This window comes from Pseudomonas asiatica (genome assembly GCF_040214835.1).
Lineage (GTDB): Bacteria > Pseudomonadota > Gammaproteobacteria > Pseudomonadales > Pseudomonadaceae > Aquipseudomonas > Aquipseudomonas putida_Z.
In genome coordinates, this window is record NZ_CP157874.1 from 5177928 (window position 1) to 5190438 (window position 12511).

At 64.2% G+C, this 12511-nt stretch carries 13 protein-coding genes; 1 reads left to right on the plus strand and 12 read right to left on the minus strand.

Translation table 11 applies throughout. From position 1 onward, the window contains the following. Nucleotides 1-29 precede the first annotated feature (29 nt). The 12 genes from lipA to ABNP31_RS23190 all read right to left on the minus strand — a co-directional run bounded on the left by lipA (nucleotide 30) and on the right by ABNP31_RS23190 (nucleotide 11512). Nucleotides 30-1046 carry a lipoyl synthase gene (gene lipA / locus ABNP31_RS23135; protein WP_003257574.1) on the minus strand — a complete coding sequence of 339 codons (1017 nt, stop codon included), beginning with the start codon at nucleotides 1044-1046 and terminating at the stop codon, nucleotides 30-32. Nucleotides 1047-1048: 2 nt separating this feature from the next. Beyond that, complete coding sequence (gene lipB, locus ABNP31_RS23140) at nucleotides 1049-1696, minus strand: lipoyl(octanoyl) transferase LipB (RefSeq protein ID WP_085663573.1); 648 nt, start codon at nucleotides 1694-1696, stop codon at nucleotides 1049-1051. After that, nucleotides 1696-1971, minus strand: a complete 276-nt coding sequence (locus ABNP31_RS23145) for a DUF493 domain-containing protein (protein WP_003249736.1) — start codon at nucleotides 1969-1971, stop codon at nucleotides 1696-1698. Before ABNP31_RS23145 ends, lipB begins: the two co-directional genes overlap by 1 nt. A 73-nt stretch (nucleotides 1972-2044) precedes the next feature. Further along, nucleotides 2045-3205 (minus strand): D-alanyl-D-alanine carboxypeptidase family protein, encoded by a 1161-nt coding sequence (locus ABNP31_RS23150; protein ID WP_025340765.1) that lies wholly within the window; start codon nucleotides 3203-3205, stop codon nucleotides 2045-2047. A gap of 357 nt (nucleotides 3206-3562) precedes the next feature. Further along, the gene (locus ABNP31_RS23155) at nucleotides 3563-4564 is read right to left on the minus strand and encodes a septal ring lytic transglycosylase RlpA family protein (RefSeq protein WP_046613225.1); all 1002 of its coding nucleotides are present in this window, start codon (nucleotides 4562-4564) and stop codon (nucleotides 3563-3565) included. Beyond that, complete coding sequence (mltB, locus tag ABNP31_RS23160) at nucleotides 4564-5574, minus strand: lytic murein transglycosylase B (RefSeq protein ID WP_025340767.1); 1011 nt, start codon at nucleotides 5572-5574, stop codon at nucleotides 4564-4566. Before mltB ends, ABNP31_RS23155 begins: the two co-directional genes overlap by 1 nt. 17 nt (nucleotides 5575-5591) lie before the next feature. Continuing rightward, nucleotides 5592-6695 (minus strand): rod shape-determining protein RodA, encoded by a 1104-nt coding sequence (gene rodA / locus ABNP31_RS23165; protein ID WP_015271941.1) that lies wholly within the window; start codon nucleotides 6693-6695, stop codon nucleotides 5592-5594. A gap of 38 nt (nucleotides 6696-6733) precedes the next feature. Beyond that, nucleotides 6734-8623 (minus strand): penicillin-binding protein 2, encoded by a 1890-nt coding sequence (mrdA, locus tag ABNP31_RS23170; protein ID WP_350012806.1) that lies wholly within the window; start codon nucleotides 8621-8623, stop codon nucleotides 6734-6736. Between the two features lie 16 nt (nucleotides 8624-8639). Further along, the gene (gene rlmH, locus ABNP31_RS23175) at nucleotides 8640-9107 is read right to left on the minus strand and encodes a 23S rRNA (pseudouridine(1915)-N(3))-methyltransferase RlmH (RefSeq protein ID WP_003249722.1); all 468 of its coding nucleotides are present in this window, start codon (nucleotides 9105-9107) and stop codon (nucleotides 8640-8642) included. 9 nt (nucleotides 9108-9116) lie between these two features. Then, complete coding sequence (gene rsfS, locus ABNP31_RS23180) at nucleotides 9117-9536, minus strand: ribosome silencing factor (RefSeq protein WP_013974359.1); 420 nt, start codon at nucleotides 9534-9536, stop codon at nucleotides 9117-9119. 43 nt (nucleotides 9537-9579) lie between these two features. After that, complete coding sequence (gene nadD, locus ABNP31_RS23185) at nucleotides 9580-10239, minus strand: nicotinate-nucleotide adenylyltransferase (RefSeq protein ID WP_075046481.1); 660 nt, start codon at nucleotides 10237-10239, stop codon at nucleotides 9580-9582. A 1-nt stretch (nucleotide 10240) separates the two neighbouring features. Then, a complete protein-coding gene (locus ABNP31_RS23190) occupies nucleotides 10241-11512 on the minus strand; it encodes a glutamate-5-semialdehyde dehydrogenase (protein WP_350012807.1) in 1272 nt (423 codons plus the stop codon). A gap of 330 nt (nucleotides 11513-11842) precedes the next feature. Between ABNP31_RS23190 and ABNP31_RS23195 the strand changes: the two genes are divergently transcribed. Then, a complete protein-coding gene (locus tag ABNP31_RS23195) occupies nucleotides 11843-12511 on the plus strand; it encodes a DNA-3-methyladenine glycosylase (RefSeq protein ID WP_085663571.1) in 669 nt (222 codons plus the stop codon).

A 12511-nucleotide genomic window follows, 5' to 3' on the forward strand; every position in this document is an offset into this window, starting at 1 on the left:
GCATCGGCATGCGTAGCTCTGTGCTTGGCTCAGAGCTTGATCTTGGCTTCGTGAGCCTGCTGGTCAGCGTGGTACGAAGAACGCACCAGCGGGCCGGAAGCGACGTTCTTGAAGCCCATCTTGTAACCTTCCTCGGCGAACCAGGCGAAGGTGTCCGGGTGGACGAAACGCTGCACCGGCAGGTGGCTGCGCGACGGCTGAAGGTACTGGCCGAGGGTGAGCATGTCGATGTCATGCTCGCGCATGCGGTGCATCACTTCGATCACTTCCTCGTCGGTTTCGCCCAGGCCGAGCATCAGGCCCGACTTGGTCGGTACGTGCGGCACCAGCTGCTTGAACTTCTGCAGCAGGTCCAGCGACCAGTCGTAGTCCGAACCCGGGCGTGCGGCCTTGTACAGGCGCGGTACGGTCTCGAGGTTGTGGTTGAACACATCCGGCGGCTCTTGCGCGGTGATCTCCAGGGCAATATCCATGCGCCCACGGTAGTCCGGCACCAGGGTTTCCAGCTGTACGCCCGGCGACAGCGCACGGATTTCGCGGATGCAGTCGGCAAAGTGCTGGGCACCACCGTCACGCAGGTCGTCGCGGTCCACCGAGGTGATCACCACGTACTTCAGGCGCAGGTCGGCGATGGCGATGGCCAGGTTCTTCGGCTCGTCCAGGTCCAGCGGTTTCGGCCGGCCGTGGCCAACGTCGCAGAACGGGCAACGACGGGTGCAGATGTCACCCATGATCATGAAGGTGGCGGTACCACCGGAGAAGCACTCGCCCAGGTTCGGGCAGGATGCCTCCTCGCATACGCTGTGCAGCTTGTGCTTGCGCAGCAACTGCTTGATGCGGTCTACCTCGGGCGACACCGGGATACGCACGCGGATCCAGTCGGGCTTCTTCGGCAGCTCTTCGGTGGGGATGATCTTCACCGGAATGCGCGCCACCTTTTCGGCACCACGCAGCTTGACCCCGGCTTCCACCTTCTTCGGCGCTGGGCGCGGGGTGGCATCCTGGGTAGGTATCAGGTTCGGCACGGCTTCTTGCACAGTTGTCATATTCAGTCGATTCCGCCCGTGAGGGTCGTCTGCTCAGCGTAGTCGAGGTGCTTGACCAGCTGTCCGCGCAGCCTTGTCCTGACCTCGTCGAGTTCGATCGGACCTGCCAGGTCGCGCAGCTGGGTCATCGCCAGCCCCGCATAGCCGCAGGGGTTGATTCGGCGGAATGGCGCGAGGTCCATGTCCACGTTCAGGGCAAGGCCGTGGAACGAACGGCCGTTGCGGATTCGCAGGCCGAGGGAGGCGATTTTCGCTCCGTCGACATAGACGCCCGGGGCATCGGGCTTGGCCGCGGCCTGGACATCGTAACTGGCGAGCAGGTCGATGAGGGTCTGCTCGATACGGCTGACCAGCTCACGCACGCCAAAGCCCAGCCGGCGCACATCCAGCAGCAGGTAGGCCACCAGCTGCCCGGGGCCATGGTAGGTCACCTGGCCACCGCGATCGGTCTGCACCACCGGGATGTCGCCCGGCACAAGCAGGTGCTCGGCCTTGCCGGCCTGGCCCTGGGTGAAGACCGCGGGGTGCTCGACCAGCCAGACTTCATCCTGGCTGTCCGTGCTGCGCTGCTCGGTGAAGCGACGCATGGCCTCCAGCACCGGTTCGTAGGGCTGCAGGCCAAGCTCGCGAAAACCGAGGCAGGCGGACATCAGAGCACCATTTTCACGATGCCGGTAGCGCGCAGGGCGCTGTTGATATCGTGAAGCTGGTTCTCGCTTTCGGCAACGATGTGCAATTGCACGGTGGTGTACTTGCCTTCCTTGCTCTGGCGCTCGGCCAGGGTGGAAAGGTCGACCTTAGCGTGCTTGCTCAGGATCTCGATCACCGTGTCCTTGAAGCCGACAACGGTGTCACCGATGACCTTGATCGGGTAATCGTCGCAGGGGAATTCGATCTTGTGCGACTTGACGTCTGGTTCGCTCATGGCGGAAACGGCCTCGTAAGCCGTGGCAACAACAACGCCCCCGCAGGATACGCGGGGGCATGCAGGTCACGTATCAGTTGAACAACCCGTAGAAGAATAGACGGATGCTATCCCACATACGGCGGAAGAAACCACCTTCCTCGACGCCATCGAGGGCGATCAGGTCGGCACTGTGAACCACTTTCTCGTCCAGTTTGACTTCCACTTTGCCGATCACGTCACCTTTGGCGATTGGCGCGGTGAGCTGCGGGTTCATGGTCATCGAAGCCTGAAGGCGCTTCAATTGGCCTTTAGGCATAGTCAGGGTCAGGTCGTTGGCCAGGCCGGCTTTCACTTCGCCAGTCGCGCCCTTCCAGACCGGCGACTTGGTCAGCTCGGTACCCTTCTGGTAGAAGGTCTGGGTTTCGAAGAAGCGGAAGCCGTAGGTCAGCAGCTTCTGGGTCTCGGCAGCACGCGACTGCTCGCTGTTGGTGCCGAACACCACGGCGATCAGGCGCTGGCCATCGCGAACGGCCGAAGCCACCATGCAGTAGCCGGCTTCGTCGGTGTGGCCGGTCTTCAGGCCGTCGACGGTCTTGTCACGCCACAGCAGCAGGTTGCGGTTTGGCTGCTTGATGTTGTTCCAGAAGAACTCTTTCTGCGAGTAGATGGCGTAGTGGGCCGGGTCGACGTTGATGATCGCACGGGCCAGGGTAGCCATGTCGTGGGCCGACGAGTAGTGCTCCGGGTGCGGCAGGCCGGTCGGGTTCATGAAGTGGCTGTTGCCCATGCCCAGGTCGGCAGCGGTCTTGTTCATCATGTCGGCGAAGGCGTCTTCGCTGCCGGCGATGTGCTCGGCCAGGGCGACCGAGGCGTCGTTGCCGGACTGGATGATGATGCCGTGCAGCAGGTCGCTGACGGTCACCTGGCTGCCCACCTTGATGAACATGCGCGAACCGCCGGTACGCCAGGCGTTTTCGCTGACGGTAACCGGGTCGTTTTCACCGATCTGGCCGCGACGGATGTCCAGGGTGGCGATGTAGGCCGTCATCAGCTTGGTCAGGCTGGCTGGCGGCAGGCGCTCGTCACCGTTGTTCTCGACCAGCACGTTGCCGCTGGACGCATCCATGAGTACGTAGGACTTGGCTGCCAGTTGCGGTGGCGCCGGCGTCATCTGCTCAGCCGCGAAGGCGGCAGGCGTGATCATCAGCAGTACGGGCAGGCAAAGTCGTTTGGCAAGGTTGGTGATGTTCATCCGTCTCTCGAAAATCGCTAATGGTCTGATGTTCCCTGGGCAAGATCATGTGCCCAGCGCCAGTCAGTCTAGTTTTTGTGGCCGTAGGCCAGGCTCGCAAAGTGCGGCTTTATGTCGCTGCGAGCAAAAGCCGACATTGTACATGCCCGCGCCCGGCAATTCATGACAAAACCGACAGTTTAACGGTTGCCTTGAATGGGAACGCGGTCATTGTAGGAGCGGCCTTGTGTCGCGATCGGGCTGCAAAGCAGCCCCAGCCACTTTTGCATTCATGCAGAAATCCTGGGGCCGCTGCGCGGCCCTCTCGCGACACAAGGCCGCTCCTACAGAAAGCGCATCAAGGCTGGAGCTCCACTGTCAGTCAGCTGTGACCAGCTTGGCCTGCCCAAGGTTCGCCAGGCGGATGCTGTCCTGCGCTTGCTGGATCTCGCCCTGGCTGTTGATCGGCCCAAGGCGCACGCGGTGCAGGGTCTGCTGGTTGCGCACGATCGAGCTGATGAACACTGGCGCGCTGACCATGCTGCTGAGCTTGGAGCGCAGCAGTTCGGCGGCGTCCGGGTTGGCGAAGGCGCCCACCTGCAGGAAGCTGCCGCCACTGCCGGCCGGCACGTTGTTGCCAGCCACCTGCACCGGCACCACCGGCGCCGCATGCTGCTGGGGCGGCGGGGTCCATTGCTCGACGCGCCCGGTACTGGCCGGGATTGCCTGGGTCTGGGCCACCTGCGGCTCTTTCAGCACCATCGGCGGCGTCTGGCCACGCTGGGCCCACCATTGCTGCGGGTCGATGCCTTCGACGCGCACGTGCGCGGTACCGATCTCGGCATAACCGAGCTTTTTCGCCGCGGCATAGGACAGGTCGATGATGCGGTCCGAATAGAACGGCCCACGGTCGTTCACCCGCAGGATCACGCTGCGGCCGTTGGCCAGGTTGGTCACCCGCACGTAGGCCGGCAGCGGCAGGGTCTTGTGCGCCGCGCTCATGCCGTACAGGTCATACAGCTCGCCGTTGGCGGTGTTCTGGCCGTGGAACTTGGTGCCGTACCACGACGCGGTGCCCTCCGCGCGATAGTTGCGCGAGTCCTGCATCGGGTAGTAGGTCTTGCCCAGCACCGTGTACGGGTTGGCCTTGTAGTTGCCGGTGTGCACGGTTGGCGTGGCGTCGGGGATCTTGTTCACATCCACGTCCCACCACGGCGCGCCGTCCTTGTGCGCCCGGTTGATGTCCAGGCCCGGCTGGGTGCGCACCACGTTGCCACTGCTTTGCTGGGACGGGCGGTTGGACGAACAGCTGGCCAGCACCACGCCGACGGCGAGGCAGGTGAGCAGCTTGAAAGAGTTGCCAGAGAAGATTGCGCGCATTACTTGACGCCCCGTGCTTGAACCAGCTGTTCCGATAGCTGATGCACCGCCATGGCATACATCACGCTGCGGTTGTAGCGAGTGATCGCGTAGAAGTTCTTCAGGCCCATCCAGTACTCGGGGCCATTGTCGCCCTCGAGACGGAAGGCGGTAACCGGCAGATCATCGCGCAGCGAATCATGGACCGACCAGCCAAGCGTGCGCAACTCCCCAACGGTTTTTACCGGTTCGATGCCGGTAGTCAGGCCTTCGTCGGCGCGCCCACCGTCCACCCAGGCGCGGCTGACCACACCTTCGCCGGCCACCCAGCCGTGGCGCTTGAAGTAGCTGGCCACGCTGCCGATGGCATCGTCCGGGTTGTTCCAGATATTGATGTGGCCGTCGCCGTCGAAGTCCACCGCGAAGTTGCGGAAGCTGCTCGGCATGAACTGCGGCAGGCCCATGGCGCCGGCGTAAGAGCCCTTGAGCGTCAGCGGGTCGAGCTGCTCCTCACGGGCCAGCAGCAGGAACTCGCGCAGCTCCTTGCGGAAGAATTCGGCCCGTGGCGGGTAGTCGAAGCCCAGTGTCGACAAGGCATCGATCACCCGGTAGTTGCCGGTGTTGCGGCCAAAGAAGGTTTCCACGCCGATGATGGCGACGATGTACTGCGCCGGTACGCCGTATTCCTGCTCGGCACGGGCCAGCACCGCCTCGTGCTGGCGCCAGAAGTCCACACCACGGGCGATGCGCGCGTCGGTGATGAACATCGGCCGGTAGTCCTTCCACGGCTTTACCCGTTCGGCCGGGCGCGAAATGGCGTCGAGGATCGACTGTTTGCGCTGCACCTCACTGAACACACCCATCAGCTGCTCAGGGGCAAAGCCATGGTCGCGGCTCATTTCGCCAACGAACTGGGCCACCTGGGGCGAGCCTTGGTAATCGCCGGCATGGGCCAGCTGTACAGCGCCGAACAGGCCCACCGCGCCGATCCACGGCGCACAACGGGCAGCCCAGTTACGCACTGCTTGCATGAAATTCTTCACCTTATTCAAACCTGAGCGATCCATTTGCGGTGCGTGTGGATCGACATCAGAACGCCAAACGCTGACAGCAGCGTCACCAACGAAGTTCCGCCATAGCTGATGAAGGGCAGCGGCACGCCCACCACGGGCAGAAGGCCGCTGACCATACCGATATTGACGAACACGTATACAAAGAAGGTCATGGTCAGGCTGCCCGCCAGCAGCTTGCCGAACAGGGTCTGCGCCTGGGCGGTGATCATCAGGCCACGGCCGATCAGCAGCAGGTAGACGATCAGCAGCAGGCAGATGCCGACCAGGCCGAATTCCTCGCCGAGCACGGCAATGATGAAGTCGGTGTGGCTTTCCGGCAGGAAGTCCAGGTGCGACTGGGTGCCGAGCAGCCAGCCCTTGCCGAACACACCGCCCGAGCCGATCGCCGCCTTCGACTGGATGATGTTCCAGCCAGTGCCCAACGGGTCGCTTTCCGGGTCGAGGAAGGTCAGTACCCGCTGCTTCTGGTAGTCGTGCATGACGAAGAACCACATCGCCACCGCCACTGGCACCGCAGCCGCCAGCACGCTGAGGATCCAGCGCCAGCGCAGGCCGCCCATGAACAGCACGAAAGCCCCGGAGGCGAGGATCAGGAGCGCCGTGCCCAGGTCGGGCTGGCGCACGATCAGGATGAACGGCACACCGATCAGCACCAGGCTGATCGCCACATGCTTCAGATGCGGCGGCAACGTGCGCTTGGACAGGTACCAGGCGATGGTCGCCGGCATGATGATCTTCATGAACTCCGAGGGCTGGAAGCGGATCACCCCGGGGATGTTGATCCAGCGCGTGGCGCCCATGGCGTTGTGGCCCATCACGTCCACCACCACCAGCAACAGCACCCCGGCCAGGTAGGCCAGCGGCACCCAACGGGCCATGAAGCGCGGCTCCAGCTGGGCGATGATGAACATCGACACCAGGCCGATGCCGAACGAGGTGGCCTGCTTGAGCAGCAGGTCCCAGTTCTTGCCACTGGCCGAGTACAGGACAAACAGGCTGCCGGCCGCGAGGGTCAGCAGAATGATCAGCAAAGGGCCGTCGACGTGGATGCGCTGCAGAAAGCTGGCGCGCCGACGCATCACATCCTCGCTGGAGAGCATGCGATCGAAATTGTTCATCACAGGGCTGATTCCTGGGTAACGGTGGCAGGCGCGAACTCGGGCTTGAGCCGGCCGTTTTCGTCAAGCAGCCAGGCGTCCATCACCTGACGCACCACCGGGGCGGCGACGCCCGAGCCGGACTCACCGTTCTCGACCATCACCGAAACCACGATCTTCGGGTCCTCGGCCGGGGCGAAGGCGACGAACAGAGCGTGGTCGCGGTGGCGCTCCTGGAGCTTGTTGCGGTCGTACTTCTCGCCCTGCTTGATCGCCACCACCTGGGCGGTACCGCTCTTGCCGGCAATGCGGTACTGCGAGCCGATGGCCGCCTTGCGTGCGGTACCGCGGGCGTTGTGCATCACCTGCTCCATGCCATGGGTGACCTTGGCCCAGTCGGACTTGTCACGCAGCACGATGTTTTCCATGGGGTTGTCGTCTACCGGCGGCAGGCCTTCGATGGTCTTGGCCAGGTGCGGGCGGTTCCACACACCCTTGTTGGCGATCAGCGCAGTGGCCTGGGCCAGTTGCAGCGGCGTGGTCTGCATGTAGCCCTGGCCGATGCCGAGGATCAGGGTTTCGCCGGGGAACCAGGCCTGGCGGCGAGTGGCGCGCTTCCATTCGCGCGACGGCATCAACCCGGCAGACTCCTCGAACATGTCGAGGGAAACCCGCTGGCCGATGCCGAACTTGTTCATGTAGCTGGACAGCCGATCGATGCCCATCTTGTGGGCAAGGTCGTAGAAGTAGGTGTCGTTGGAGCGCATGATCGCGGTGTCCAGGTCGACCCAGCCATCGCCCGAGCGGTTCCAGTTACGGTATTTGTGGTCATAGTTGGGCAGCTGGTAGTAGCCCGGGTCGAACACCCGGCTGCCGGCATTGACCACGCCGCTGTCCAGGCCGGCGATGGCCACCGCCGGCTTGATGGTCGAACCTGGCGGGTACAGGCCGCGCAGCACGCGGTTGAACAGCGGTCGGTCGATCGAGTCGCGCAGTTCGGCATAGGCCTTGAAGCCGATGCCGGTGACGAACAGGTTGGGGTCGAAGCTGGGCTGGCTGACCATCGCCAGCACCTCGCCGGTACGCGGGTCGAGCGCCACCACCGCGCCACGCCGGCCACCCAGGGCGGCCTCGGCGGCCTCCTGCAGCTTGATGTCCAGGCTCAGCACGATGTCCTTGCCCGGTTTCGGGTCGGTACGCTTGAGCACCCGCAGCACACGGCCACGGGCGTTGGTCTCGACTTCCTCGTAGCCCACCTGGCCATGCAGGTCGGCTTCGTAGAAGCGTTCGATGCCGGTCTTGCCGATGTGGTGGGTACCGCTGTAGTTCACCGGGTCGAGGGTTTTCAGCTCTTTCTCGTTGATCCGCCCCACATACCCCACCGAATGGGCGAAGTGTGCGCCCTGCGGGTAATGGCGCACCAATTGGGCCACCACTTCCACGCCCGGCAGGCGGAACTGGTTCACCGCCACGCGGGCGATCTGCTCTTCGTTGAGTTCGAACAGGATCGGCACCGGCTCGAACGGCCGGCGGCCCTGGCGCATGCGCTTCTCGAACAGGGCGCGGTCGTCGGGCGTCAGTTCCAGCACTTCGACGATGGTATCCAGCACTTCCTGCCAGTTACCCGCACGTTCGCGGGTCATCGAAAGGCTGAAGCTGGGCCGGTTGTCGGCGACGATCACCCCGTTGCGGTCGAAGATCAGCCCGCGGGTCGGCGGGATCGGCTGCACATGCACCCGGTTGTTCTCCGACAGCGTCGAGTGATAGTCGTGCTGGATGACCTGCAGGTAGTACAGCCGCGCGATCAGCACGCAAATGAGCAGCATGATCGCCACTGCGCCGACCACGACGCGGTTGCGCACCAGGCGGGCGTCTTTCTCGTGGTCCTTGAGACGGATCGGCTGCGACATCGGACTGCTTACAGGCTCATTTATGGTAAGGATGCCCGGACAACACGGTCCAGGCGCGGTAGATCTGCTCGCCGATGAGTATCCTTACCAATGGGTGCGGCAAGGTCAGCGGCGACAGCGACCAGCGTTGCTCGGCGCGCGCACAGACCTCGGGCGCCAGGCCTTCCGGGCCGCCCACCATCAAATTCACCGTGCGCGCATCCAGGCGCCAGCGGTCCAGCTCGGTCGCCAGTTGCTCGGTACTCCAGGGCTTGCCATGGACCTCGAGGGTGACGATGCGTTCCCCTGGCTGAACCTTGCTCAGCATGGCCTCGCCCTCCTGACGGATCAGGCGGGCGACGTCGGCATTCTTGCCACGAGTGTTCAGCGGGATTTCCACCAGCTCCAGCGACAGCTCGGCAGGCAGGCGCTTGGCATATTCATGCCAGCCTTCCTCGACCCACTTCGGCATGCGCGAGCCGACCGCGATCAGGCGCAGACGCACAGCGCTTCCTTATTCCCGGTCCTTGAGCTTGTCGGAGTACTCGTGGGCATGGTCCGGGCTGTGGTGCTTGCCATCGGCAGCACGGCTTTGCTCGGCACCCTGCCACAGGCGCTCCAGGTCGTAGAACTGGCGGGCAGCGGCGGTCATCATGTGCACGATGACGTCGTTCAGGTCCAGCAGCACCCAGTCGCTGTCGCCCTTGCCTTCTTCGCCCAGTGGCTGGGCACCCTTGGCCTTGACCGCTTCGCGGACCTTTTCCAGCATCGCGTTGATCTGGCGGTTGGAGGTACCGGTGGCAATGATCATGTAGTCGGTCAGGCTGTGCTTTTCGCGCACGTCGATGACCTGGATGTCCTGGGCCTTGACGTCTTCCAGCGCTGCCTTGGTCAGGGCGACCAGTTCTTCGCCGTGGATTTTCTGCTTGGTCATATAAAACTCGTTCAACTCGTTGGATGAGGCGCCAGAGGCACCGTCAGTTAGGTGCACGATACAGTTCGTGCGCCTCGATGTAGGCCAGTACGGCGTCCGGCACCAGGAACCTCACCGATTTGCCGCTGGCCAGCAGCTGTCGGATCTGTGTAGCCGACACCGCAAGCGGCGTCTGCCAGACGAACGAAATGTTTCCCGCCGGGCCGGACATGGCGGTGGGATCGCTCTCCGAGCGCGCAGCCAGCAGGTTGCGCAGCTCGTCAGGGGGTTCTACGTCGGCATCCGGGCGTTGCAGCACCAGGATGTGACAGTGTTGCAGCAATTCTTCCCAGCGGTGCCAGCCGGGCAAGCCACAGAAGGCATCCCAGCCCAGCACCAGGAACAGCTGGTCGTTGGCGCCCAGTTCGGCGCGGATCGATTCCAGCGTGTCGATGGTGTACGACGGCTTGTCGCGCGCCAGTTCGCGGGCATCCACGCTCAGGCAGGGCACGCCCTGCACGGCGCCCTGCACCATGGCCAGGCGGTCCTGCGCGGCCACCTGCGGGGTGTCGCGGTGTGGCGGCCGGGCGTTGGGCAGCAGGCGCAGCTCATCCAGCCCCATGAACTCGGCCACTTCCAGCGCGCTGCGCAGGTGGCCGATGTGCACGGGGTCGAAGGTGCCGCCAAGAATGCCGATGCGCCGGACTGCCTGGGCCTTGCTCAACTCAGCAGGACTCCTGGCCGCGCAGCTGGCCGTCGCCGATCACTACGTACTTCTCGCAAGTCAGGCCTTCCAGGCCGACCGGGCCACGGGCATGCAGCTTGTCGGTGGAAATGCCGATTTCCGCACCCAGGCCGTACTCGAAGCCGTCGGCGAAGCAGGTCGGGGTATTGAGCATGACCGACGCCGAGTCGACCTCGGCCATGAACTGGCGGGCTTCACCCTGGTGTTCGCTGATGATCGAATCGGTGTGGTGCGAGCCATAGTAGTTGATGTGCTCGATGGCCTGGTCCAGACCGTCGACCACACGGATCGACAGGATCGCATCGAGGTACTCGGTGTGCCAGTCGGCCTCGGTGGCCGGCTTGGCGTCGATGATCGCCCGGGTGCGCTCGCAGCCACGCAATTCGACGCCCTTCTCCTGGAAGCGGCGGGCCATTTCCGGCAGGAAGCGCTCGGCCACCTGCTGGTCGACCAGCAGCGTTTCCATGGCGCCACAGATGCCGTAGCGGTAGGTCTTGGCGTTGAACGCCACGCGCCAGGCCTTGTCCAGGTCGGCGTGCTGGCTGACGTAGACGTGGCAGATACCGTCCAGGTGCTTGATCACCGGCACGCGGGCATCGCGGCTGATGCGTTCGATCAGGCCACGGCCACCGCGCGGCACGATGACGTCGACGAATTCCGGCATGCTGATCAGCGCGCCCACGGCTTCGCGGTCGGTAGTCTCGACCACCTGCACCACGGCTGCCGGCAGGCCGGCGGCGGCCAGGCCACGCTGGATGCAAGTGGCGATGGCGCGGTTGGAGTGGATGGCTTCGGAGCCGCCGCGCAGGATAGTCGCGTTACCCGACTTCAGGCACAGGCTGGCGGCATCGATGGTCACGTTCGGGCGCGACTCGTAGATGATCCCGATCACCCCCAGCGGCGTGCGCATCTTGCCAACCTGGATACCGGATGGGCGGTAGCTCATGTCGCGGATGGCACCGACCGGGTCCGGCAGGCTGGCCACCTGCCGCAGGCCGGTGATCATGCCGTCGATACGCGCCGGGGTCAGCGCCAGGCGGTCGAGCAGCGCCGGTTCCAGGCCGTTGGCACGGCCGGCGGCCAGGTCCAGCTCGTTGGCAGCGGTCAGCTCGGCACGAGCGGCGTCCAGTGCATCGGCGGCAGCTTGCAGGGCGCGGTTCTTCTGCGCGGTGCTGGCACGACCGATCACCCGGGAAGCCTCACGGGCAGCGCGACCCAGGCGGGTCATATAGTCAAGAACGGACTCAGTCATGGGTTCGGTGTCTTGGCGAAGGGGAAATCGGCTGATTATAACTGCCGCGCAGGTGTACGCCCAGCGGCGGGTGGCGGATGGTAGAAAATGGCTGGGGGCATTGTGTAGGAAAGATGTAACCGGGGTTATCGAAACTTCTATCTCCTGTCAGGGCCCTTTCGCGGGTAAACCCGCTCCTACAGGGATTGCACAAGGCCTGGGACCTCCAAGGTACCTGTGGGAGCGGGCGAGCCAGCGAAAGGGCCGACACTGCCAACATCCCACCCGATTCAGCCTAGATTAAGCCATTCATTGTTATCATCCCCGCCTTCCCAACCGCGAACCGCCCGCATGCCAGCCTTGCCCGACAGCTTTTTCGACCGCGACGCCCAGACCCTGGCCAAGGCCCTGCTGGGCAAGGTCATCCGCCATCGCCACGGCGACCTGTGGCTGGCCGCGCGCATCATCGAGACCGAGGCCTACTACCTCACCGACAAGGGCAGCCACGCCTCGCTCGGCTACACCGAAAAACGCAAGGCGTTGTTCCTCGATGGCGGGCACATCTATATGTACTACGCGCGCGGCGGCGACTCGCTGAACTTCAGCGCCCACGGGCCGGGCAACGCGGTGCTGATCAAGTCGGCCTATCCTTGGCAGGACGCCCGCTCGGGGCCGAACAGCCTGGCGCAGATGCAACTGAACAACCCCGATGCCAGCGGCAACCTCCGCCCGGCCGAGCGCCTGTGCGCCGGCCAGACCTTGCTGTGCCGGGCCCTGGGCCTGAAGGTGCCGCACTGGGACGCCCGGCGTTTCGACGCCGAGCGCCTGTACGTGGAGGATTGCGGCAACGCCGTGCCACGGGTGATCCAGGCCGCCCGCCTGGGCATCCCGCATGGCCGCGACGAGCATCTACCCTACCGTTTCGTCGATGCCGAATACGCCCGTTTCTGCACGCGGAACCCGTTACGTCGTGGCCAAGTCGAAGGCCGCGACTTCTTCATTCTCGAACAAGGAAGCTGA